General features: G+C 37.9%; 30 protein-coding genes and 1 pseudogene. 29 read left to right on the top strand and 2 right to left on the bottom strand.

The window, feature by feature from the left end; all coding sequences use genetic code 11:
- The first annotated feature begins 9 nt into the window (after positions 1 to 9).
- Entirely contained in the window at positions 10 to 1,377 is a 1,368-nt protein-coding gene (locus tag OCV53_RS08265; RefSeq protein ID WP_055197649.1) for an acetyl-CoA carboxylase biotin carboxylase subunit, read from the top strand.
- A gap of 20 nt (positions 1,378 to 1,397) precedes the next feature.
- Positions 1,398 to 3,063: pseudogene (locus OCV53_RS12440) on the top strand (acetyl-CoA carboxylase carboxyltransferase subunit alpha).
- A gap of 407 nt (positions 3,064 to 3,470) precedes the next feature.
- Here the strand turns inward: OCV53_RS12440 and OCV53_RS08255 are convergent.
- Both OCV53_RS08255 and OCV53_RS08250 read right to left on the bottom strand, forming a co-directional pair.
- On the bottom strand, positions 3,471 to 4,175 hold the full coding sequence (locus OCV53_RS08255; protein ID WP_081020085.1) for a TraX family protein: 705 nt from the start codon (positions 4,173 to 4,175) through the stop codon (positions 3,471 to 3,473).
- Between the two features lie 76 nt (positions 4,176 to 4,251).
- Positions 4,252 to 5,013 carry a DeoR/GlpR family DNA-binding transcription regulator gene (locus OCV53_RS08250; protein ID WP_055197641.1) on the bottom strand — a complete coding sequence of 254 codons (762 nt, stop codon included), beginning with the start codon at positions 5,011 to 5,013 and terminating at the stop codon, positions 4,252 to 4,254.
- A 295-nt stretch (positions 5,014 to 5,308) separates the two neighbouring features.
- Between OCV53_RS08250 and hxlA the strand changes: the two genes are divergently transcribed.
- The 27 genes from hxlA (at position 5,309) to OCV53_RS08115 (ending at position 21,563) form a co-directional block, all read left to right on the top strand.
- Positions 5,309 to 5,938 carry a 3-hexulose-6-phosphate synthase gene (gene hxlA / locus OCV53_RS08245; RefSeq protein WP_055197639.1) on the top strand — a complete coding sequence of 210 codons (630 nt, stop codon included), beginning with the start codon at positions 5,309 to 5,311 and terminating at the stop codon, positions 5,936 to 5,938.
- Between the two features lie 16 nt (positions 5,939 to 5,954).
- Entirely contained in the window at positions 5,955 to 6,515 is a 561-nt protein-coding gene (hxlB, locus tag OCV53_RS08240; RefSeq protein WP_055197637.1) for a 6-phospho-3-hexuloisomerase, read from the top strand.
- Between the two features lie 18 nt (positions 6,516 to 6,533).
- On the top strand, positions 6,534 to 8,321 hold the full coding sequence (locus OCV53_RS08235; RefSeq protein WP_055197634.1) for a PTS sugar transporter subunit IIA: 1,788 nt from the start codon (positions 6,534 to 6,536) through the stop codon (positions 8,319 to 8,321).
- A 65-nt stretch (positions 8,322 to 8,386) separates the two neighbouring features.
- Positions 8,387 to 9,541 (top strand): mannitol-1-phosphate 5-dehydrogenase, encoded by a 1,155-nt coding sequence (locus OCV53_RS08230; RefSeq protein WP_055197632.1) that lies wholly within the window; start codon positions 8,387 to 8,389, stop codon positions 9,539 to 9,541.
- A 481-nt stretch (positions 9,542 to 10,022) separates the two neighbouring features.
- Positions 10,023 to 10,343 (top strand): 30S ribosomal protein S10, encoded by a 321-nt coding sequence (gene rpsJ, locus OCV53_RS08225; protein ID WP_008393407.1) that lies wholly within the window; start codon positions 10,023 to 10,025, stop codon positions 10,341 to 10,343.
- A gap of 116 nt (positions 10,344 to 10,459) precedes the next feature.
- Positions 10,460 to 11,089 carry a 50S ribosomal protein L3 gene (gene rplC, locus OCV53_RS08220; protein ID WP_055197630.1) on the top strand — a complete coding sequence of 210 codons (630 nt, stop codon included), beginning with the start codon at positions 10,460 to 10,462 and terminating at the stop codon, positions 11,087 to 11,089.
- Positions 11,090 to 11,118: 29 nt separating this feature from the next.
- Entirely contained in the window at positions 11,119 to 11,739 is a 621-nt protein-coding gene (gene rplD / locus OCV53_RS08215) for a 50S ribosomal protein L4 (RefSeq protein WP_008393405.1), read from the top strand.
- Positions 11,739 to 12,038 carry a 50S ribosomal protein L23 gene (rplW, locus tag OCV53_RS08210; protein WP_008393404.1) on the top strand — a complete coding sequence of 100 codons (300 nt, stop codon included), beginning with the start codon at positions 11,739 to 11,741 and terminating at the stop codon, positions 12,036 to 12,038. The genes rplD and rplW overlap by 1 nt, the downstream gene beginning before the upstream one ends.
- A 180-nt stretch (positions 12,039 to 12,218) precedes the next feature.
- Entirely contained in the window at positions 12,219 to 13,064 is an 846-nt protein-coding gene (gene rplB / locus OCV53_RS08205) for a 50S ribosomal protein L2 (RefSeq protein WP_015530291.1), read from the top strand.
- Between the two features lie 16 nt (positions 13,065 to 13,080).
- Positions 13,081 to 13,362, top strand: coding sequence for a 30S ribosomal protein S19 (rpsS, locus tag OCV53_RS08200; RefSeq protein WP_055197627.1), 282 nt, complete (start codon positions 13,081 to 13,083; stop codon positions 13,360 to 13,362).
- 27 nt (positions 13,363 to 13,389) lie between these two features.
- Positions 13,390 to 13,779: a 50S ribosomal protein L22 gene (rplV, locus tag OCV53_RS08195; protein WP_055197626.1), complete on the top strand. Its 390-nt coding sequence runs from the start codon at positions 13,390 to 13,392 to the stop codon at positions 13,777 to 13,779.
- 16 nt (positions 13,780 to 13,795) lie between these two features.
- Entirely contained in the window at positions 13,796 to 14,446 is a 651-nt protein-coding gene (gene rpsC, locus OCV53_RS08190; protein WP_055197624.1) for a 30S ribosomal protein S3, read from the top strand.
- Positions 14,446 to 14,883, top strand: coding sequence for a 50S ribosomal protein L16 (gene rplP, locus OCV53_RS08185; protein WP_008393397.1), 438 nt, complete (start codon positions 14,446 to 14,448; stop codon positions 14,881 to 14,883). The genes rpsC and rplP overlap by 1 nt, the downstream gene beginning before the upstream one ends.
- The gene (rpmC, locus tag OCV53_RS08180; protein ID WP_055197622.1) at positions 14,873 to 15,076 is read left to right on the top strand and encodes a 50S ribosomal protein L29; all 204 of its coding nucleotides are present in this window, start codon (positions 14,873 to 14,875) and stop codon (positions 15,074 to 15,076) included. Before rplP ends, rpmC begins: the two co-directional genes overlap by 11 nt.
- Before the next feature lie 27 nt (positions 15,077 to 15,103).
- Positions 15,104 to 15,358 (top strand): 30S ribosomal protein S17, encoded by a 255-nt coding sequence (rpsQ, locus tag OCV53_RS08175; RefSeq protein WP_055197619.1) that lies wholly within the window; start codon positions 15,104 to 15,106, stop codon positions 15,356 to 15,358.
- Between the two features lie 30 nt (positions 15,359 to 15,388).
- Positions 15,389 to 15,757, top strand: coding sequence for a 50S ribosomal protein L14 (gene rplN / locus OCV53_RS08170; RefSeq protein WP_055197618.1), 369 nt, complete (start codon positions 15,389 to 15,391; stop codon positions 15,755 to 15,757).
- 12 nt (positions 15,758 to 15,769) lie between these two features.
- Positions 15,770 to 16,081: a 50S ribosomal protein L24 gene (gene rplX, locus OCV53_RS08165; protein ID WP_055197616.1), complete on the top strand. Its 312-nt coding sequence runs from the start codon at positions 15,770 to 15,772 to the stop codon at positions 16,079 to 16,081.
- A gap of 22 nt (positions 16,082 to 16,103) precedes the next feature.
- Entirely contained in the window at positions 16,104 to 16,643 is a 540-nt protein-coding gene (rplE, locus tag OCV53_RS08160; RefSeq protein ID WP_008393391.1) for a 50S ribosomal protein L5, read from the top strand.
- Positions 16,644 to 16,657: 14 nt separating this feature from the next.
- Positions 16,658 to 16,843, top strand: coding sequence for a type Z 30S ribosomal protein S14 (locus OCV53_RS08155; protein ID WP_008393389.1), 186 nt, complete (start codon positions 16,658 to 16,660; stop codon positions 16,841 to 16,843).
- A 24-nt stretch (positions 16,844 to 16,867) separates the two neighbouring features.
- On the top strand, positions 16,868 to 17,269 hold the full coding sequence (rpsH, locus tag OCV53_RS08150; RefSeq protein WP_055197614.1) for a 30S ribosomal protein S8: 402 nt from the start codon (positions 16,868 to 16,870) through the stop codon (positions 17,267 to 17,269).
- A gap of 89 nt (positions 17,270 to 17,358) precedes the next feature.
- The gene (gene rplF / locus OCV53_RS08145) at positions 17,359 to 17,901 is read left to right on the top strand and encodes a 50S ribosomal protein L6 (RefSeq protein ID WP_055197612.1); all 543 of its coding nucleotides are present in this window, start codon (positions 17,359 to 17,361) and stop codon (positions 17,899 to 17,901) included.
- Between the two features lie 14 nt (positions 17,902 to 17,915).
- Entirely contained in the window at positions 17,916 to 18,284 is a 369-nt protein-coding gene (rplR, locus tag OCV53_RS08140) for a 50S ribosomal protein L18 (RefSeq protein WP_008393386.1), read from the top strand.
- A 14-nt stretch (positions 18,285 to 18,298) separates the two neighbouring features.
- A complete protein-coding gene (gene rpsE, locus OCV53_RS08135) occupies positions 18,299 to 18,808 on the top strand; it encodes a 30S ribosomal protein S5 (protein WP_055197610.1) in 510 nt (169 codons plus the stop codon).
- Between the two features lie 13 nt (positions 18,809 to 18,821).
- On the top strand, positions 18,822 to 19,004 hold the full coding sequence (gene rpmD / locus OCV53_RS08130) for a 50S ribosomal protein L30 (RefSeq protein ID WP_008393384.1): 183 nt from the start codon (positions 18,822 to 18,824) through the stop codon (positions 19,002 to 19,004).
- Positions 19,005 to 19,031: 27 nt separating this feature from the next.
- Entirely contained in the window at positions 19,032 to 19,475 is a 444-nt protein-coding gene (gene rplO / locus OCV53_RS08125) for a 50S ribosomal protein L15 (protein WP_055197608.1), read from the top strand.
- Between the two features lies 1 nt (position 19,476).
- Positions 19,477 to 20,793, top strand: a complete 1,317-nt coding sequence (secY, locus tag OCV53_RS08120; protein ID WP_055197606.1) for a preprotein translocase subunit SecY — start codon at positions 19,477 to 19,479, stop codon at positions 20,791 to 20,793.
- Positions 20,794 to 20,921: 128 nt separating this feature from the next.
- Positions 20,922 to 21,563: an adenylate kinase gene (locus OCV53_RS08115; RefSeq protein ID WP_055197604.1), complete on the top strand. Its 642-nt coding sequence runs from the start codon at positions 20,922 to 20,924 to the stop codon at positions 21,561 to 21,563.
- Positions 21,564 to 21,571 lie beyond the last annotated feature (8 nt).

The following is a 21,571-nucleotide window of genomic DNA, read 5'->3' as shown; positions in this document are numbered from 1 at the left end:
GTTTCTTAAATGTTTAAGAAGATTTTAATTGCAAATAGAGGAGAGATCGCGGTTCGTATTATTCGTGCATGCCGTGAGATGGATATCATGTCCGTTGCAATCTGCTCTGAGGCAGATAAAGACGCACTCCATGCCCAATTGGCAGACCAGACAGTCTGTATCGGACCAGCACCTGCCAAAGACAGTTATCTTGACATGGAACGTGTACTTGGGGCTGCAATGGCAGTCGGAGCGGATGCGATTCATCCAGGATTTGGATTTTTGTCAGAAAACAGTAAATTTGTAAGAATGTGTGAGAAATGTAATATTACATTCATTGGTCCATCTGCAGAGATCATTGACCGCATGGGTAACAAATCCGCAGCAAGAAAGACGATGATGGATGCAGGAGTTCCTGTAGTTCCTGGTACAAAAGATGCTGTATATGAAGCAGAAGAAGGACAGAAGATCGCAGATGATATGGGATACCCAGTCATGATCAAAGCTTCCGCAGGTGGTGGCGGAAAGGGAATGCGTGTCTGCTATAACTCTGAAGACTTCGTACATACTTTTGAGACAGCAAAGTTAGAAGCAGAGAATGCATTTGGTGATGGAACAATGTATATTGAAAAATATATCGAAGATCCACGACATATCGAATTCCAGATTCTTGCAGATAAATATGGAAATACGATCCATCTTGGAGAAAGAGATTGTTCCATCCAGAGGAGACATCAGAAACTGATCGAAGAATCACCATCTCCAGCTATCAGTGATGAACAGCGAAAGAAGATGGGTGAGATTGCAGTCAAAGCAGCGAAAGCAGCAGAATACTACAGTGCAGGAACAATTGAATTCTTACGTGACAAACACGGAGATTTCTATTTTATCGAGATGAACACAAGAATTCAGGTAGAACATCCAGTGACTGAATGGGTTACAGGAATCGATCTGATCCGTGAACAGATCCGTATCGCAGCAGGGGAACATCTGACATATTCTCAGGAAGATGTTCATGTGCATGGACATGCGATCGAAGTGAGGATCAATGCGGAAGATACAGAACATGATTTCCGTCCAAGTCCTGGAACTGTGACAAGTGTGCATTTTCCAGGAGGAAAGGGAGTAAGGATTGATTCTGCATTATTCGCAGGATACAAGATTCCGCCATACTATGATTCCATGATCGCAAAACTGATCGTGTATGATAAGAACCGTGAACTTGCACTAAGAAAACTCCGCAATGCATTAGGAGAACTTGTGTTAGAAGGCGTGAAGACAAATATCGATTATCAGTATGAGATCATCAATGATGAAGATTTCATCGAAGGAAATGTTGATACAGGATTTATTGAACGTTTTCAGAAAAAACATCAGTCTGAAAATGAAGTTAAATAAAGAAAGTTAAGGTGAGTATCATGTCATTAAAAGATATGTTTAAGAAAAGGACATTATCACCTCAGGAAGTAAAACAGGCAGAACGTGTACGAAAAGCAAAGGATACGCTCCTTGAATTTCAGGCACCAGAAGGATTATTCCAGAAGTGTAACTGCTGTGGAAAGCCTGTATATAATGAGGATCTGATCGAAAATGATTATGTATGTCCAGTCTGTGGCAGTTATTTCAGAATTCGTCCAAAGACAAGAATTGCCATGGTATTAGATAAAGATACTTTTGAAGAATGGGATGCAAAGATGGATACAAGCGATCCGCTGAACTTCCCAGGATATAAAAACAAACTGGAACGTCAACGTTCTGTAACAAATCTTGATGAAGCAGTCGTTACAGGAAAAGGTAAGATTTTAGGAAAAGATGTTGTGATCGCAGTCATGGGAGCAGATTTCATGATGGGAAGCATGGGAGAAGTTGTTGGTGAGAAGATCACACGAGCAGTTGAACGTGCAACACAGATGAGATTACCGATCATCATTTTCACATGCTCTGGTGGAGCTAGAATGCAGGAAGGAATCGTATCTCTGATGCAGATGGCAAAAACATCCGCAGCATTGAAACGCCATGATGAAGCAGGATTATTATATATCACAGTATTAACAGATCCTACAACTGGAGGTGTTACAGCAAGTTTTGCAATGCTTGGAGATGTTATCTTAGCAGAGCCAGGAGCATTGATCGGATTTGCTGGACCGAGAGTCATTGAACAGACGATCGGACAGAAGTTGCCAGAAGGATTCCAGCGAGCAGAATTTTTGTTAGAACATGGATTTGTAGATAAGATCGTAGAGCGCAAGAAATTAAGAAAAGTGCTGGTAACGATCATAAGGAGTTGTGAATATGAGCAGTAATTTTACCCCATGGGAAAGAGTGCAGATCTCAAGATCAGCAGAACGCCCAACAAGTCTTGATTATATTTCTACGATTTTTGAACGATATATGTCCTTACACGGAGACCGTTATTTTGGAGATGACAAAGCAATCGTTGGTGGTTTAGCTTCCATCGGCGGAAGACCAGTCACAGTCATCGGACAACAAAAAGGACGCTCAACCAAAGAAAATATCAGACGAAATTTCGGAATGCCATCACCAGAAGGATATCGAAAATCCTTAAGACTGATGAAACAGGCAGAGAAATTTCACCGTCCGATCATCCTCTTTGTAGACACACCAGGAGCATTCTGTGGAATTGAAGCAGAAGAAGGCGGAGTCGGAGAAGCAATCGCAAGAAACTTATTCGAGATGTCAAATATCAAAGTACCAATCCTTTCCATCATGATCGGAGAAGGAGGAAGCGGTGGAGCCTTAGCAATGGCTATTGGTAATGAAGTATGGAGTTTAGAGAACTCTACATATTCCATTTTATCCCCAGAAGGATTTGCAGCAATTCTTTGGAAAGACGGAAACAGAGCTTCTGAGGCAGCTAAGGTTATGAAGATCACGGCAGAGGACTTGAAAGAGTTAGGTGTGATCGAACAGGTGATTGAAGAACCAGAACCGGTTAGTATTGATAATATTTTGGATATTTCTGAGCAGATGAAAGAGATGATACTTGGATTTATTGAGAAATATGATAAGATGACGCCGGAAGAATTGGTGGAACAGAGGTATCAGAGATTTCGAAAATTCTGATTTGTAGGTAGTGTTGCATGTATGAGTCAGAAAGAAGATAAGAAGAAATATTTATAAGAAAAAGGGATGACACTCCGCATTTTTGAAAGCGTTTTTTACAAATCGCTGATCCGCGCCTGTTCCTTCGATAACTCACTTGCTGCGAGCCAAAATGCCCGCAGCTACGTTCAAACAATCGACCACAGGGCGCTGCGAATTTGTAAAAAACGCATTCAAAAAGTGCTCATGTTGTCACCCTTTTTTCTTATAAATATTTCTTCTTATCTTCTTTCTGACTCATACAACGGAACACTATTCAAATCACTACACAGAGTGTATGTTATACGGTATTGGTTGCTTATTTATTTTTTATCATATACTGAAAGACTGCAGTTGACCACCTTACAAATTTAACTATTTTTTTCTGCTTATATTCCTAAGTATATTCTCAACAGTCCAAGTATCAACATGTGTACAGGATAAAATAAATAATTGATCAGCTTATTCTGTTTTCCACGTTCTCCGTTATACGTAAGTACTAATCCAAATCCAAGAAGTGCCCATGGTTCTTTATACATGGATAAGAAATTAAATGGAATTGCAATAAGTTCTTTTCTATGAAAAATATAATAAAAATACCCAATTAAAATTGCATGATAATCGTAGTCAAGGCTGAGAATGGCAGCGATCAGGCACATGACCGCTAGGATCACAAATGACAAGAAAAACCATAATATCTTAGGAAACTTTTCCATTTTCTTTTTTAACACGTCGATCATCCAAATTGTAACAAGCATAAGTGCTAACGTAAACATAATGTTATTCCAGTTTGGTTCAAAAAATTGCTTTGTTGTAAACAGATCAAAAGGAACTTCTGAAATTACCCCGAATATTAATAAAGTTGCAAGGTATTTAGCCCTGCTTCTTGTTTTAAAAAAACCTTCTACAAGTAAAAATGCAAAGATTGGAAATGCAATTCTCCCGATAATGTCAAATATGTCACTAACTGTATTCAATCGGCCACCATTTAAATTTGGATAGATCAATGCCTTATTTGTGTGATCGATCAGCATTGACAAAAATGCAATGTATTTTAAGTGTGCTCCTGATAATACTTTAATTTTAGTTTTTATGGCTCCTACCTCCGATCTCTGTTGCTAGATATTCTTTTTTTGATCATCAAAATGTTTAATACAATCCTCATTTTGTTTACACAAGGATCACATTTGTGGATTTTTGCAACTGTGAGGCAGTTTCTTGTGGAAAATCTGTATCTGAGATCAGATAATCTATATCACTCCAAGAAGCATATTGCTGGAAAGAAGAATATTTTGCCTTTCTGCTGTCGGATAATACGATACTTGTCTGCGAACATGATATTGCACATGATTTAATCTGACCATCTGCAAATGCATTCGTTGCCGGTCCATGATGATGTTCGAATCCTGCTGATCCTAGAAAAGCAATATCAACTCTTAAAGTCTTTAAAAGTTCAATGACCTGTACACCAACACTTGCCATAACTTCAGAATCACACTCCCCACCAAGAAAGATTAAATGATTTTTACTGTCGATGAGAGTGGTTAATACAGGAATTGAATTTGTGATGATCGTATAACCAGATAAATTTTTTAATTGTAAAGCAAGACTTAAAGTAGTACTTCCAGTATCAAGAAAGATAAATCCGTGATCTGGAATAAATGATAAAGCTTTTTGCACAATTCTTTTCTTCGCATCATGTTCATCTAATAAACGTGAATCAATAGGAAGTGTTGTGAAATCGTTCATAGCGATCGCACCACCAAATCCTTTTTTGATAGAACCATTTTCACTCAATGTATTTAAATCTCTTCGGATCGTTTCTCTGGAAACAGAAAAATAATCTGCAAGTTCAGTTGCTTTCATAGAACCATTATTATTCAATAATTCTATAATCTGTGACTGCCTGTCATGGGCATTTAAACGAGCCATTTTCCATACCTCCTTCATAATATATATGTATTTTACCACATTTTATAAGTGAATAACAGTGACAAATTGTAAAAATGCAAATTTAACAGCAATAAAATGTGTAAAAAACAAATGACATAACTCATAAATAGGAAAGATGCACAAAAATAGCCAATATAATTTGTAAAAAACAACTAAAATGTGTAAAATAACAAAATAAAGGTTGCAAGTTGCCACAAACAGTGCTAATATAAAGCCATCGAAAGGAACAACAAAACAACGTAACATAAAAGGTTTTATTTAGGAGGAAAGAAACATGAAATTACAGTTAGCGTTAGACGATATCACATTAGACGAGGCAGTAGTATTATTAGATAAGGTTCATCCTTATGTAGACATCATAGAAGTAGGATCACCATTTATTATCGAAGAAGGAATGAGACCAGTTAGAATCTTCAAAGAAAAATATCCAGATTGCGAAATTTTAGCTGATACAAAGATTATGGATGCTGGAGAATACGAAGCAGAAGAAACATTTAAAGCAGGAGCTGATTATTGTACAGTACTTGGTGTGACAGATACATTAACAATCGAAGGATGTGTAAAAGCAGCGAAGAAATATGGAAAACAGACAATGGTTGATATGATCTGTGTCGAAGATGTACCAAAACGTGTCAAAGAAATCGAAGCAGTCGGAGTTGATTTTATCGGAGTTCACGTAGGGGTTGACCAGCAGGCAGTTGGAATCACACCACTTGAGAAATTAGCAGAAATGAAACAGTGTGTAGAACATTCTATCGTATCTGTAGCTGGTGGAATCAATGAAAAGACATTAGAAGACTACAAGAAATTAGATCCAGAAGTAATCATCGTAGGTGGTGGAATCAACCATGCAGAAGATCCGGTAGCAGCTGCAAAAGCAATTTATGATATTATTAATAAATAGTCAGGAGGATAAAGAAATGGAAGCAAAAACACTTCAGATTATTACAAACGAATTATACAAATATGGTAAACTGATTAAAGAAGAAGAAATCAAAGAAGTTGTAGATCTTTGTCAGAAAGCAAATCGTATCTTTATCGCAGGTGCCGGACGTTCAGGATTTGCAGCAAGAGGATTTGCAAACCGAATGATGCACCTTGGATTTACAGTTTATTTTGTAGGAGAAACAACAACACCATCCATTCAGGCAGGAGATCTTCTGATCGTAGGATCAGGATCAGGAAAAACAGCAAGTCTTGTCTCTGATTGTGAAAAAGCAAAAGCACAGGGAGCAACGGTTGCAACACTTACGATCTGTCCCGAAGCAGCGATCGGAGAGATGGCAGACGCAATTGTTACAATTCCAGGAGCAACACAGAAAAATGCAGAACATACAAGCGATGTAGTGACAGAACAGCCGGGAGGAAATTTATTTGAGCAGTTAAGCTGGCTCATTTACGACAGCATTGTGATGGATTTAATGCCAATTCTTGGAGAAACAGAAGAAACAATGTTCAAACGCCATGCAAACATGGAGTAAGTTGAAAGGAGAAAATATATGAAAAAGGCACAGGCAAAGATTCAAAAATTTGGTTCGCTGTTAAGCGCAATGGTTATGCCAAATATCGGTGTATTCATTGGATGGGGTCTTTTAACAGCACTGTTTATCGATACAGGATGGGCGCCAAATGCATATTTAAATAAACTGGTATCACCAATCTTAACATATTTACTGCCTTGTCTGATCGGTTATACCGCAGGATCTAATATTTATGGACGACGTGGAGGAGTTATCGGTGCATTTGCAACGATGGGAGCAGTTGTAGGAGCAGACGTTACAATGCTTGTTGCAGGTATGATCTTAGGACCAGTTGCAGCAGTATGTATCCGTGCATTTGACAAAGCTGTTGAAGGAAAAGTCAAACCAGGACTTGAGATGTTGGTTGATAACTTTTCACTTGGTATTATCGGATTTGTAATTTGTATCATCGGTTATGTTGGTGTAGCACCAATCATGACAGCGATTCAGACAGTACTGACAGGTGGAGTTCAGTATTTGACTGATCACAACATGCTACCATTAACAGAATTATTTGTACAGCCAGCAGAAATTTTATTCTTAAATAATGCAATCAACCATGGTATCATGACACCACTTGGATTACAGCAGGCTGCAGAAGCAGGAAAATCTGTCTTATTCTTGGTAGAAGCAAGTGGAGCTGCATGGGTAGGATTAAGTTTAGCATTTGCAATCTTTGGAAACAAATCAGCAAAGAAATCAGCACCAGGAGCTGTGATCATCATGTTCTTCGGTGGTATCGCTGAAGTATGTTTTCCATACTGCCTGACAATGCCATTAACGATCATTGGACCAATTCTTGGAAATATGTTCTCGTTATTTGTGTTGACAAACTTTGGTGGTGGAGTTGTTGGACCAGTATCACCAGGATCAGTTATTTCCTATTACATGATGACTCCAAAAGCATGTATGTTAGTGAATACGATTGCATACTTTGGATCATTGGCAATTTCATTTGCAGGAGCAGCTATCGTATTAAAAGCATTTAAACATGATGAGGAAGAAGAAACACCAACACTGACTGCAACAGCAGATGCTAAGATTCAGAAATTAAATAAAGTGATCTTTGCTTGTGATGCAGGAATGGGATCTTCTGCAATGGGAGTTACGATCCTTAAGAAAAAATTAGAAGAAATCGGATTAAAACCAGATATTAAACACGTGGCAGTTGCAGACATTCCGAAAGATGCAGATGTAGTCGTAACAAATGTAAATTTGGAAGAGCGTGCAAAGATGTCAGTGGAAGGAACGAATATTCCAATTCTTACATTAAGTAACTTTATGGATCAGTCAGAATATGAAAGAATCATTATAGAGATTCAGAGAATGTTAGGGCATGATGTGCCAGATGTATTTTGTGAAGATAACATTGTATTAAATGCAAAATACACAAACAAAGAAGAAGCAATCAAAGCTTGTGCTGATATTTTTATCAAAGGTGGATATACAGATGAAAGTTACAAGGCGGATATGTTACAGAGAGATAAAGAAGCGTCTGTTTATCTTGGAAATGGAGTAGCGCTTCCACATGGACTTGCAAGTTCGAAAGAAACGATCAAAAACTCAGGAATCTGTTTTGTACAGGTACCAGAAGGAGTAGATTTTGGTGGAGAAAAAGCATACATTCTTGTAGGAGTTGCAGGAAAAGGAGAAGAACATGTAGAACTTCTTGGAAAGATCGGACAGACTTTAATGGACGAAGGTGTAATTGAAAAATTAAAGAATGCAACATCAAAAGAAGAAGTTATCAAATTATTGAATTTATAAACAATAATGCGGCATGCGGATATTAAAAAGTATGCCGCAATTCAAAGAAAGGTGGAATATAACACATGAAAACAGCAGTACATTTTGGAGCAGGAAAGATTGGTCGTGGATTTATCGCAGATTTATTACATGACAGCGGATATAAAATTGTTTTTGCAGACGTTGTACAGCCATTAGTTGACCTTGTGAATGAAACACATGAATACAGTCTGTTTTTGATCGATCATGATTATGAAGAAAAAGTTATCGATCAGGTGGAGGCATATTCCACCATCACACAGGAAGATAAAGTCATAAAAGAGATTGCAAAAGCAGAAGTCTTAACAACATCTGTTATGGCAACAAACCTTCCAAAAGTAGCACCAACGATTACAAAAGGTTTAAAAGCAAGAGTGGAAGCTAGTAATGACAAGAAATTAGTTGTTATGGCATGTGAAAATGCGATCATGGGAACTGACATTCTTAAGAAAGCAATGATTGAAACAGGAATCATGACAGAAGAAGAAATGGACAAAGTCGCAGTATTCCCTAACACAGCAGTTGACCGTATGGTATTTGATGGGCATCATCATGGAAAAGATGGAATTGAAGTTGGAGATGCATTTGAACTTCCGGTTGAGAAAAACAAGTTGGAAGATCCAGAATCAGAACCAGTTAAAGGTGCAGAATATGTTGATGATCTGGCAAAGTTCTTACAGAGAAAGATTTATATGGTAAACTGTGCACATGCAGTTACAAGCTATTTTGGATTTGTAAAAGGATACAGTACAGTACAAGAAGGATTAGCAGATACTCAGGTGCTTGAGGATGTTAAGAAAACAGTTATGGAATCAGCATCAGCACTTGAAAAAATTTATGGATTTGCACATGAAGATCTGGTAGAATATATGAATTCAATGATCATTAAGAGATTTACAACGCCAGGAGTATCTGATCCGATCGCACGAGTGGCAAGAGAACCAATCAGAAAGATCTCTGCAAATGACCGTATCATGGGACCTGCGATCCAGTGTGAAGAATTAGGGTTAGACAACAGTTACCTATTAAAAGGAGCAGCTTGCGCAATGTTTTATAAGAACGAAGAAGATGCACAGGCAGTAGAACTGCAAAACTATATCAAAGAGAATGGTCCGGAAGCAGCAGTTGTCAAATATATTGGATTAAAACCAGAAGATCGAATGACGAAAGTAATCGTGGAAGAGTATAACAAGCTGGTTTAGAAAAGACGATCAAAACAAAATAAAAATTGCAAAACGAGTTCTTTCTATATATAATAAGGAAAGAACTCGTTTTCATTTATGCAAAAAAACATAAAAAACAAGATTATCTTGTGCCCAAAACGGTAATACTCATACAGAAAACACTACATTTTGTATTTTATCAAAAACATGCAAAAAAAATCGAAAAACCCCTTGCATTAATTTGAAACATCATATATAATAGCAAATGTTGTGACCTTGATAGCGTTGAAGCGTGAGGTTGCTGTAGAGGCAAAAGCCTTTGCAGGTTTTCCGTGGAGCGAATGTCAAGTTGTTAAAACTGGCGACAAGTCACTGTACGAATATACAATCTATTGAACACCGGTGTAGTCCGGAATAGAGACGCAGTGTGTAGATTTCACGATACACACGGAGGAGTGTACAGTCACCACTTGTCGTGCTACAAAAACATTTATAGTACGAAAAGGAGGCGGCTTTTTTTATGGCAGCAAGTCAGGTAATGAGAATTACATTAAAAGCATACGATCATCAGTTAATCGATGCAAGCGCAAAAAGCATTATTGAAACAGTTAAAAAGACAGGATCTAAGGTGAGTGGACCAGTTCCAATGCCAACTAAGAAAGAGATCATCACAATTCTTAGAGCGACTCACAAATATAAAGATTCCAGAGAACAGTTCGAACAGAGAACTCATAAGAGACTGATTGATATCATCACACCATCACAGAAAACAGTTGATGCATTATCTAAATTAGAAGTACCAGCTGGTGTGTACATCGATATCAAGATGAAAAACAAATAGGTAATCCCTACAGGGTTATGAGTAAATGAGGTATCCCCTTAAGCTTGTAGCGTCTAGGATGATTACAACGTTAAGCGTTATAATCCGCTGTAGATTAAATAGGAGGAACAATCAAAATGAAAAAAGCGATTTTAACAACAAAAGTTGGAATGACTCAGATTTTCAACGAAGATGGAGTTTTAACTCCAGTTACTGTATTACAGGCAGGACCTTGTGTTGTTACTCAGGTAAAAACAGAAGAGAATGACGGATACAGCGCAGTTCAGGTTGGTTTTGCTGACAAGAAAGAAAAAGGAATCAACAAACCACAGAAAGGACACTTCGATAAAGCAGGAGTTGCACCAAAAAGATTCGTAAGAGAATTCAGATTTGAAAATGCTGAAGAATACACAGTAGGTCAGGAAATCAAAGCTGACATCTTCGCAGCAGGAGACAAAATCGATGCAACTGCTACATCAAAAGGTAAAGGATATGCTGGTGGTATCAAACGTCACGGTTTGAAATCAGGTCCATCTGCCCATGGTTCTAAATATCATCGTCATGCAGGTTCTAATGGTATGGCTTCTGATCCTAGCAAAGTATTCAAAGGAAAGAAAATGCCAGGACAAATGGGAGCAGAAAGAGTTACTATTCAGAATCTTGAAATCGTAAAAGTTGACGCTGATCAGAACATTATTTTAGTAAAAGGTGCTGTACCAGGACCTAAAAAATCTTTAGTAATGTTAAAAGAATCAGTAAAGGCATAGGTCTTTAAAAGAAAGGAGGACTATATAAGATGGCAACAGTATCTGTATTAAATATGGAAGGCAAAGAAGTTGAAAAATTAGAATTAAACGACAACATCTTTGGCGTTGAGATAAATGAACATTTAGTACATCTGGCAGTAGTAAGCCAGTTAGCAAATAACCGTCAGGGAACACAGAAAGCTAAAACACGTTCTGAAGTTCGCGGTGGTGGAAGAAAACCTTGGAGACAGAAAGGAACAGGTCACGCAAGACAGGGATCTATCCGTGCTCCACAGTGGAAAGGCGGAGGAGTTGTATTTGCTCCAACACCAAGAGAGTACACAAAGAAATTAAACAAGAAAGAAAGACGTATTGCTTTAAAATCTGCTTTAACATCTAGAGTGCAGGCAGACAAATTCGTAGTAATCGACGAATTCAAATTCGACGAGATCAAAACTAAGAACGTAAAAGCAATGCTTGACAGCGTTGGTGCTAAGAAAGCATTAGTGGTTATGGGATCTAAAAACGATAACTTAGTATTATCTGCAAGAAACCTTCCAGGAGTTAAAACTGCTTTAACAAGCACAATCAATGTATATGACATTTTAAAATATGACACTGTAGTTGTTTCTAAGGAAGCAGTTGCAAATATCGAGGAGGTATATGCATAATGGCAGATATTAAATATTATGACGTTATCTTAAAGCCAGTTGTAACAGAAAAAAGTATGAACGCAATGGCTGAAAAGAAATATACTTTTTTAGTTCATCCATCTGCTACTAAGAATCAGATTAAAGAAGCAGTGGAAAAAATGTTCGAAGGAACAAAAGTAGCAAAAGTCAACACAATGAACAATGATGGAAAAACAAAGAGACGTGGAATGACTTTTGGAAAAACTGCAAAGACAAAGAAAGCTATCGTACAGCTTACTGAAGAAAGTGCAGATATCGAAATCTTCGAAGGACTATAGGCATTGAACACTTAGTGAATGCGAAGCATGAACTTAGTGAGAAAGCCGTTACCGAGACTCAATGAAGCCGAGCGAAAGCGAAAGCTGAATGCTTAGTCGAGTGTAACTACCTTATAAGATAGACATGAAACTATACGCAACAAAAGCGTGATATTAAATCAGATTTGAAAGGAGACTGACATGGGAATTAAATCATATAACCCATATACACCTTCTAGAAGACATATGACTGGACTTGATTTTGATGTTATTACAAAATCTACACCAGAAAAATCTCTGGTAGTTTCTTTAAAGAAGAACGCTGGTCGTAACAATCAGGGTAAAATTACTGTAAGACACCGCGGAGGTGGATCTAGAAGAAAATACAGACTTATTGACTTTAAGAGAAATGATAAAGATGGTATTCCAGCAACAGTTGCTGCAATCGAATACGATCCAAACAGAACAGCTAACATCGCTCTGTTAGTTTATGCAGACGGTGAAAAAAGATATATTATCGCTCCAAACAAATTAGCAGTTGGAACAACTGTTATGAATGGACCAGAAGCTGAAATCAAAGTAGGAAACTGCCTTCCATTGGCAAATATTCCGGTTGGTACAGAAATCCATAACATCGAGATGCATCCTGGAAAAGGTGGACAGTTAGTTCGTTCCGCAGGAAACTCAGCACAGTTAATGGCTAAAGAAGGAAAATATGCAACACTTCGTTTACCATCTGGCGAGATGAGAATGGTGCCTGTAGTATGCCGCGCTACTATTGGTCAGGTTGGAAACATCGAACATGATCTTGTGAACATTGGTAAAGCTGGACGTAAACGTAACATGGGAATCCGTCCTACAGTCCGTGGTTCTGTTATGAACCCTAATGACCATCCACACGGTGGTGGTGAAGGTAAGACTGGAATCGGTAGACCAGGACCATGCACACCATGGGGTAAACCAGCACTTGGATTGAAGACACGTAAGAAAAACAAACAATCTAACAAGATGATCGTAAGAAGAAGAGATGGTAAAACTGTTAAATAGTACAAGGAGGTAACTTATGGCTCGTTCACTTAAAAAAGGACCATTTGCAGATAAGAGTTTACTGAACAAAGTAGACGCTATGAACGAAGCAGGAGACAAGAGTGTTATTAAAACATGGTCTCGTCGTTCTACAATCTTCCCATCATTCGTAGGACACACAATCGCTGTTCATGATGGAAGAAAACATGTACCGGTATACGTTACAGAAGATATGGTTGGACACAAACTTGGAGAGTTTGTAGCAACAAGAACTTTCCGTGGACATAAGAAAACGGAAAAGAAAACCGGAATGAATTAATTAATTTTGGAAGGAGGTTCCATATAAATGGCAAAGAAATATAGCAGATCTCAGTACAAAAAAGAGAGAAATGCAAATAAAGATACTAGACCAAAAGCTACATTAAGAAACGCTAGAGTTTCTACAACAAAAGCAGCTTTTGTATTAGATGCGATCAGAGGAAAAGACGTAGAAACAGCACTTGGAATTTTACTTTACAATCCAAGATATGCTTCATCATTAATTGAAAAGTTATTAAAATCTGCAATCGCTAACGCAGAAAACAATAACGGAATGGACCCAGCAAACCTTTACGTTGCAGAATGTTATGCAAATAAAGGACCTACAATGAAGAGAATTAAACCTAGAGCACAGGGTAGAGCTTACAGAATCGAACATAGAATGAGCCACATTACAGTAGTGCTTGATGAAAGATAGATAGAAGGAGGCAAACATGGGACAGAAAGTTAATCCTCATGGTCTGAGAGTCGGAATTATTAAAGATTGGGATTCTAGATGGTATGCAGAAGACGCTTTTGCAGACAACCTTGTAGAAGACGACAAAATCAGAAAATATGTAAAGAAAAGATTATACAATGCTGGAATTTCTAAGATTGAAATCGAAAGAGCTTCCGACAGAGTAAAATTAATCGTATATACAGCAAAACCTGGAGTAGTAATCGGTAAAGGTGGATCTTCCATCGAAGAACTGAAAAAAGATCTTCAGAAAATGACAGACAAAAAATTACTGATCGATGTTAAAGAAGTAAAAAGACCAGACAAAGATGCTCAGTTAGTTGCAGAGAATATTGCACAGCAGCTTGAAAATCGTATTTCTTTCAGACGTGCAATGAAATCTTGCATGCAGCGTACAATGAGAGCTGGAGCTCTTGGAATCAAAACATCTGTATCCGGACGTTTAGGTGGAGCAGATATGGCACGAACAGAATTCTACAGCGAGGGAACAATTCCTCTACAGACACTTCGTGCTAACATTGATTATGGATTTGCAGAAGCAGATACAACATATGGTAAAGTCGGAGTTAAAACATGGATTTACCATGGTGAAGTACTTCCATCAAAAAAGGAAGGGGGAAATAAATAATGTTAATGCCAAAAAGAGTAAAACGTCGTAAACAGTTCCGTGGAAGCATGCGCGGAAAAGCATTACGCGGTAATAAGATCACTTACGGTGAGTATGGTATCGTAGCAACTGAGCCAGCATGGATCACAGCAAACCAGATCGAAGCAGCCCGTGTAGCTATGACTCGTTACATCAAACGTGGTGGTAAAGTTTGGATTAAAATTTTCCCTGACAAACCAGTAACAGCTCAGCCAGCTGAAACTCGAATGGGTAAAGGTAAAGGTAACTTAGAATATTGGGTAGCAGTTGTTAAACCAGGACGTGTAATGTTCGAAATTTCTGGTGTAAGCGAAGAAATTGCAAAAGAAGCATTACGTCTTGCAGTACACAAATTACCAATTAAGTGTAAGATTGTTTCTCGTGAAGCTTTAGAAGGCGGTGACAACAGTGAAAACTAGAGATTTTGTAAAAGAATTAAATAATAAGTCAGTAGACGAATTAAATAATGAGCTAGTAGCTGCGAAAAAGGAATTATTCAACTTAAGATTCCAGAATGCAACAAACCAACTTGAGAATACAAGCAGAATTAAAGAAGTTAGAAGAAATATTGCACGTATTCAGGGTGCAATTACAGCAAAAGCAAACGCTTAGTAATCATTTCGAAAGGAGGAATTTGTTGTGGAAAGAAATTTAAGAAAAACCCGTGTAGGGAAAGTCGTTAGTGATAAAATGGATAAAACAATCGTAGTTGCAATCGAAGACAACGTAAAACATCCTTTATATAAAAAGATCGTTAAAAGAACTTACAAATTAAAAGCTCATGACGAAAATAACGAATGTAACATTGGAGATAGAGTAAAGGTTATGGAAACAAGACCTCTTTCTAAAGATAAGAGATGGAGACTTGTTGAAATTATCGAAAGAGCAAAATAATTTTGCTTGGTTGGAAAGGAGAATAAAGGCATGATTCAGCAGGAGTCAAGACTTAGAGTAGCCGACAACACAGGAGCAAAAGAAATCCTTTGCATTCGTGTGTTAGGAGGATCTACAAGAAGATATGCTAACATCGGTGATGTTATCGTTGCTACAGTCAAAGATGCAACACCAGGCGGTGTTGTAAAAAAAGGTGACGTAGTAAGAGCAGTTGTTGTTCGTACAAAGAAAGGTGCCCGTCGTAAAGATGGTTCTTATATCAAATTTGACGAAAATGCTGCTGTAATTATTAAAGATGATATGAACCCAAAAGGAACTCGTATCTTCGGACCAGTGGCAAGAGAGCTTAGAGACAAGAAATTCATGAAGATTGTTTCATTAGCACCAGAAGTATTATAAGGAGGAAACACTGTGTCAGCAATTAAAATTAAAAAAGGCGATTTAGTTAAGATTATCGCTGGTAAAGATAAAGACAAAGAAGGAAAAGTAATTGCTGTTGATCATAAAAAAGGTACTGTAACAGTTGAAGGTGCCAACATGATCACAAAGCATACAAAACCAAGTCCTGCAAACCAGCAGGGTGGTATCGTAAGCCAGGAAGGCCCAATGGATGTTTCCAATGTAATGTTAGTGCACAATGGAAAAACAACAAAAATTGGATATAAAGTAGTTGACGGTAAAAAAGTTCGTGTTGCACGTGCAACAGGCGAAGTCATTGACTAATTAAGAGAGGAGGTTTACGCAAGTGAGTAGATTACATGAACAGTATAGCAATCAGATCAAAGATGCTATGATGAAGAAATTCGAATACAGCAATATTATGCAGGTACCAAAACTCGAGAAGATCGTAATCAACATGGGTGTTGGTGAAGCAAAAGAAAATAAAAAAGTTTTAGAATCTGCAGTAGCTGATCTTGAAAAGATCGCTGGACAGAAAGCAGTCGTAACAAGAGCAAAGAAATCTGTTGCGAACTTCAAATTAAGAGAAGGTATGCCTATCGGATGCAAAGTTACATTACGTGGTGAAAGAATGTATGAATTCGCTGATCGTTTAATTAACTTAGCATTACCTCGAGTACGTGACTTCAGAGGAGTTAACCAGAACTCTTTCGATGGAAGAGGTAACTATGCATTAGGTATTAAAGAACAGTTAATTTTCCCAGAAATCGAATACGATAAAGTAGACAAAGTAAGAGGTATGGACATCATCTTCGTTACAACAGCGAACACTGATGAAGAAGCTCGTGAATTATTAACTTTATTTGGTATGCCGTTTAAGAAATAGTTAGGAGGGTTCCCATGGCTAAGAAGTCAATGGTTGCAAAACAGAAAAGAAAAGCAAAATTCTCAACAAGAGAATACAGCCGTTGCAGAATCTGCGGACGTCCACATGCATATTTAAGAAAATATGGTATCTGCAGAGTTTGCTTCCGTGAATTAGCATATAAAGGACAGATTCCAGGTGTCAAAAAGGCAAGCTGGTAAGATTAAGGAAGGAGGAACACGAAAATGACAATGAGCGATCCTATTGCAGATATGCTTACAAGAATCCGTAACGCAAATACTGCGAAACATGATACAGTAGAAATTCCTGCTTCTAAGATGAAGACAGCGATTGCAGAAATCTTATTAAAAGAAGGTTTCATCAAAGCATATGACATCAAAGAAGAAGGTTCTTTCAGCACAATCGTAATCACATTAAAATATGGTGCTAACAAAAATGAAAAAATCATTACAGGACTTAAGAGAATCTCTAAACCAGGACTTAGAGTATACGCAGGAGCTGAAGAGCTTCCTAAAGTATTAGGAGGACTTGGTATTGCGATCATCTCTACAAACAAAGGACTGTTAACAGATAAAGAAGCAAGAAAACAGAACGTGGGTGGAGAAGTATTAGCATTTGTTTGGTAAGATTTACCTTACAAACACCGATATTCACAAATTCTGAAAACAGAAGGGACACCAACCCTGTCCCTTCCGACAATTTAAGGAGGTAACCTATGTCTCGTATAGGTAGATTACCAATCGCTATCCCTGCAGGAGTAGAGGTAAAGATTGAAGAAGGAAACAAAGTGACTGTAAAAGGTCCTAAAGGAACATTAGAAAAATGTTTACCAGTAGAAATGACAATCAAACAGGAAGATAATCAGGTTGTCGTAACAAGACCAAATGACTTAAAGAAAATGAAATCTTTACATGGTCTTACAAGATCTTTGATCGCAAACATGATCACAGGTGTATCTGAAGGATACGAAAAGAAGCTTGAAATCAACGGTGTTGGTTACAGAGCACAGAAAAAAGGAAAAGAAATCACTTTCAACCTTGGTTTCTCTCATCCGGTAGTTATGACTGATCCAGAAGGAATCGAAACAGAGATGGACGGACAGAACATTATTATCGTTAAAGGTATCGACAAAGAAAAAGTTGGACAGTACGCAGCTGAAATCAGAAGTCTTAGAAAACCAGAACCTTACAAAGGTAAAGGTATTAAGTATGCTGATGAAGTTATCAGACGTAAAGTTGGAAAAACTGGGGCTAAATAAAGGAGTGATATAGGATGATTAGAAAAGAATCAAGAAGCAAGATTCGTGCGAAAAAACACTACAAGCTTCGTAATCGAATCAATGGAACAAGCGAAAGACCTCGCTTAAGTGTATTTAGAAGTAATGATCATATGTACGCTCAGATTATTGACGACACTGTTGGAAATACATTAGTATCTGCTTCAACAACTCAGAAAGACGTAAAGGCAGAACTGGAAAAAACAAATGATGTTGCCGCAGCTAGCTACTTAGGTAAAGTAATCGCTGAAAGAGCTTTAGCAAAAGGTATCACAGAAGTTGTCTTTGACAGAGGCGGATTTATTTATCATGGTAAAATTGAAGCATTAGCAGATGCAGCTCGTGAAGCTGGTCTGAAATTCTAATAGGAGGAAGTCAAATGAAGCATACACTTATTGACCCTAGTCAGTTAGAGCTGGAAGAAAGAGTTGTATCCATCAAACGTGTTACTAAAGTAGTAAAAGGTGGACGTAACATGAGATTTGCAGCACTGGTTGTAGTAGGGGATAAAAATGGTCATGTTGGTGCTGGATTAGGGAAAGCAGCTGAAATTCCAGAAGCTATCCGCAAAGGAAAAGAAGCAGCTATGAAGAGCCTTGTTGAAGTACCAATCGATGAAAAAGGAACAACACCACACGACTTTACAGGAAACTTCGGTGGAGCATCTGTATTATTAAAAACATCTCCAGAAGGTACTGGTATCATCGCTGGTGGACCTTCCCGTATCGTTCTGGAACTTGCAGGATATACAAACATCCGTTCAAAATCTTTAGGTTCTAACAACAAACAGAATGTTGTATTAGCAACAATCGAAGGATTAAAGAACTTAAAAACTCCAGAGCAGGTAGCAAAACTACGTGGAAAATCAGTAGAAGAGCTCTTAGGATAGGAGGAATTTTGAAATGGCAGATAAATTAAAAATTACATTAGTAAAATCTACAATTGGTGCAATTCCAAAGCACAAAAAAACTGTTGAAGCATTAGGTCTTAAAAAACTTCACAAAACAGTTGAGCTGCCTGATAACGCAGCAACACGCGGAATGATTCACCAGGTGAAACATTTAGTTAAAGTAGAAGAAATCTAATAATATTCGGCAAGGAGGTGTAACGGAATGGAATTATCAAACTTACGCCCTGCAGAAGGATCTAAGCACAGCGACGCTTTCAGAAGAGGTCGTGGACATGGTTCAGGAAATGGAAAAACTGCAGGTAAAGGACATAAAGGACAGAAAGCTCGTTCAGGTGGTGGAGTAAGACCTGGATTCGAAGGTGGACAGATGCCTTTATACAGACGTCTTCCTAAGAGAGGTTTCAAATGCAGAAACTCTAAGGAAATCGTTGGTATCAACCTTTCAGCTTTAGAAAGATTTGAAGACGGAGCAGAAGTATCTGTAGAAGCTTTAATCGAAGCAGGAATCGTTAAAAATCCTAGAGATGGAGTTAAAATCTTAGGAAACGGTGAATTAACAAAGAAATTAAATGTAAAAGCAAATGCGTTTAGTGCTAGTGCTAAGGAGAAGATCGAAGCACTTGGAGGAAAAGCTGAGGTGATCTAGTATGTCAAACGCTGTTGTCAGCGCTTTTAAAAACAAGCAATTAAGAAAGAAGCTATTATTTACGACACTAATTCTTATTGTTGTACGTTTTGGATCACAATTACCAATTCCGGAGATAGATAGTGCACAGATCAGTGCCTACTTAAAGAGTACATTAGGTGATTCGTTCAACCTTTTGAACTCTTTTACCGGAGGCTCCTTCATGCAGATGTCAGTATTTGCATTAAGTGTAACACCGTATATCACATCTTCCATCATCATGCAGCTGATGACGATCGTTATTCCAGCGCTTGAAGAGATGCAGAAAGATGGAGAAGACGGAAGAAAAAGAATGGCAAAGATTACAAGATATGTAACGGTTGTACTCGCAGTGATTGAGGGTGCTGGTCTTGCGATCGGATTTGCCAATCAAGGTGCATTAGGCACCAATTATACAACGTTTACCATTTTTACAATGATCATTGCTTTAACCGCAGGTGCAGTTCTGGTTATGTGGCTTGGAGAACGTATCACAGAGAGTGGAATTGGAAATGGTATTTCCATTATCCTGCTCGTAAACATTGTATCCGGAATGCCGGGAGACTTTACTTCTCTTTATAATCAGTTTATGAAGGGAAAACAGATCGGACCAGCTCTGATCGCAGGATGTGTGATCGTAGGAGTTGTTCTGGCAGTTGTCGTATTCGTTGTCATTTTATCTGATGCGGAAAGACATATCCCAGTACAGTATTCTAAGAAGATGCAGGGAAGAAAACTGGTTGGCGGACAGCAGAGTAATATTCCACTGAAAGTCAATACAGCAGGTGTAATCCCAATCATCTTTGCATCATCCATTATGCAGTTCCCAATCATGCTGCAGAATGTCTTAAAATACGAAAATAACGGATTCATTGGAAAAGCATTAACAAGTTTGAACTCATCTACCTGGTTTGATGCATCCCATCCGAAGAGATCAATCGGTTTATTGATCTACATTGTTTTAGTAATACTGTTTGCTTATTTTTATACATCGATTACATTTAATCCATTAGAGATTTCAAACAATATGAAGAAACAGGGTGGATTTATCCCAGGAATCCGACCGGGAAAACCTACAGTAGATTATTTGAATAAAATATTAAAATATATTATATTTATAGGTGCTGCAGGACTGACAATCGTGGCAGTCGTTCCATTCTTCTTTAACGGAGTATTTGGAGCAAGCGTTTCATTTGGAGGAACATCCATCATCATCGTCGTTGGAGTTATCCTTGAAACGATCAAACAGATCCAGTCACAGTTGTTAGTACAGAATTATTCTGGTTTTTTAAGTGAGTAACTATAAGAAAAGCTGTAGTTTTGTGCTACAGCTTTTTGTGCTTTTATTAGATGTTTTTATAAAAGCACAAAAAAACGATTGTATGGTAACAAGGTGAAATGAAAGAAAGACAAGAAGGAGGATTTGTCATGAAAATTATTATGTTAGGAGCTCCAGGTGCTGGAAAAGGTACTCAGGCAAAACAGATTGCACAGGCGTACGATATTCCACACATCTCAACAGGTGATATTTTCAGAGCAAACATTAAAGAAGGAACAGAACTTGGAAAGAAAGCACAGGAATACATGGACAAAGGTCTGTTAGTACCAGATGAACTTGTATGTGATCTTGTTGTTGATCGTATCCACAAAGATGACTGTGAAAAAGGTTATATCTTAGATGGATTCCCAAGAACAATTCCACAAGCAAATGCATTAGATGAAGCACTTGCAAAAGACGGAGAAAAGATTGAATATGCAATTGATATCGAAGTTCCAGATGAAAATATCATCAACAGAATGTCTGGAAGAAGATCTTGTAAAGACTGTGGAGCAATCTTCCATGTTCAGTATAATCCTCCAAAGAAAGAAAACTGTTGTGACGTGTGTGGTGGAGAATTAGTTCTTCGCGATGACGACAAAGCAGAAACTGTAAAAAAACGTCTGGACGTTTATCATGAACAGACAGCTCCATTGATCGCACATTATAAAGAAGCAGGAAGCTTACATGAGATTGATGGAACACAGGATATCAAAGTTGTTTTTGAAGAAATCAAATCTATTTTAGGATAAGAGGCAGA

The sequence above is a fragment of the Anaerostipes amylophilus genome (assembly GCF_025567365.1).
In the GTDB taxonomy this organism is placed as follows: Bacteria; Bacillota; Clostridia; order Lachnospirales; family Lachnospiraceae; genus Anaerostipes; species Anaerostipes amylophilus.
The sequence above is the reverse complement of the archived record's forward strand: the minus strand, read 5'-3'. Positions and strand labels throughout refer to the sequence as shown.

What these genes read in the sequence shown, in the direction of transcription:
- rplF (WP_055197612.1), top strand. Translation starts at nt 17,359, where the DNA reads ATGTCTCGTATAGGTAGATTACCAATCGCTATCCCTGCAGGAGTAGAG.
- OCV53_RS08230 (WP_055197632.1), top strand. Translation starts at nt 8,387, where the DNA reads ATGAAAACAGCAGTACATTTTGGAGCAGGAAAGATTGGTCGTGGATTT.
- hxlB (WP_055197637.1), top strand. Translation starts at nt 5,955, where the DNA reads ATGGAAGCAAAAACACTTCAGATTATTACAAACGAATTATACAAATAT.
- rplO (WP_055197608.1), top strand. Translation starts at nt 19,032, where the DNA reads ATGGAATTATCAAACTTACGCCCTGCAGAAGGATCTAAGCACAGCGAC.
- rpsJ (WP_008393407.1), top strand. Translation starts at nt 10,023, where the DNA reads ATGGCAGCAAGTCAGGTAATGAGAATTACATTAAAAGCATACGATCAT.
- rplP (WP_008393397.1), top strand. Translation starts at nt 14,446, where the DNA reads ATGTTAATGCCAAAAAGAGTAAAACGTCGTAAACAGTTCCGTGGAAGC.
- rpsC (WP_055197624.1), top strand. Translation starts at nt 13,796, where the DNA reads ATGGGACAGAAAGTTAATCCTCATGGTCTGAGAGTCGGAATTATTAAA.
- rpsE (WP_055197610.1), top strand. Translation starts at nt 18,299, where the DNA reads ATGAAGCATACACTTATTGACCCTAGTCAGTTAGAGCTGGAAGAAAGA.
- OCV53_RS08235 (WP_055197634.1), top strand. Translation starts at nt 6,534, where the DNA reads ATGAAAAAGGCACAGGCAAAGATTCAAAAATTTGGTTCGCTGTTAAGC.
- OCV53_RS08250 (WP_055197641.1), bottom strand. Translation starts at nt 5,013, where the DNA reads ATGGCTCGTTTAAATGCCCATGACAGGCAGTCACAGATTATAGAATTA.
- rpsH (WP_055197614.1), top strand. Translation starts at nt 16,868, where the DNA reads ATGACAATGAGCGATCCTATTGCAGATATGCTTACAAGAATCCGTAAC.
- rplR (WP_008393386.1), top strand. Translation starts at nt 17,916, where the DNA reads ATGATTAGAAAAGAATCAAGAAGCAAGATTCGTGCGAAAAAACACTAC.
- rplD (WP_008393405.1), top strand. Translation starts at nt 11,119, where the DNA reads ATGGCAACAGTATCTGTATTAAATATGGAAGGCAAAGAAGTTGAAAAA.
- OCV53_RS08115 (WP_055197604.1), top strand. Translation starts at nt 20,922, where the DNA reads ATGAAAATTATTATGTTAGGAGCTCCAGGTGCTGGAAAAGGTACTCAG.
- secY (WP_055197606.1), top strand. Translation starts at nt 19,477, where the DNA reads ATGTCAAACGCTGTTGTCAGCGCTTTTAAAAACAAGCAATTAAGAAAG.
- hxlA (WP_055197639.1), top strand. Translation starts at nt 5,309, where the DNA reads ATGAAATTACAGTTAGCGTTAGACGATATCACATTAGACGAGGCAGTA.
- rplW (WP_008393404.1), top strand. Translation starts at nt 11,739, where the DNA reads ATGGCAGATATTAAATATTATGACGTTATCTTAAAGCCAGTTGTAACA.
- rplV (WP_055197626.1), top strand. Translation starts at nt 13,390, where the DNA reads ATGGCAAAGAAATATAGCAGATCTCAGTACAAAAAAGAGAGAAATGCA.
- OCV53_RS08155 (WP_008393389.1), top strand. Translation starts at nt 16,658, where the DNA reads ATGGCTAAGAAGTCAATGGTTGCAAAACAGAAAAGAAAAGCAAAATTC.
- rpsS (WP_055197627.1), top strand. Translation starts at nt 13,081, where the DNA reads ATGGCTCGTTCACTTAAAAAAGGACCATTTGCAGATAAGAGTTTACTG.
- rplB (WP_015530291.1), top strand. Translation starts at nt 12,219, where the DNA reads ATGGGAATTAAATCATATAACCCATATACACCTTCTAGAAGACATATG.
- rplN (WP_055197618.1), top strand. Translation starts at nt 15,389, where the DNA reads ATGATTCAGCAGGAGTCAAGACTTAGAGTAGCCGACAACACAGGAGCA.
- OCV53_RS08265 (WP_055197649.1), top strand. Translation starts at nt 10, where the DNA reads ATGTTTAAGAAGATTTTAATTGCAAATAGAGGAGAGATCGCGGTTCGT.
- rplC (WP_055197630.1), top strand. Translation starts at nt 10,460, where the DNA reads ATGAAAAAAGCGATTTTAACAACAAAAGTTGGAATGACTCAGATTTTC.
- rpmD (WP_008393384.1), top strand. Translation starts at nt 18,822, where the DNA reads ATGGCAGATAAATTAAAAATTACATTAGTAAAATCTACAATTGGTGCA.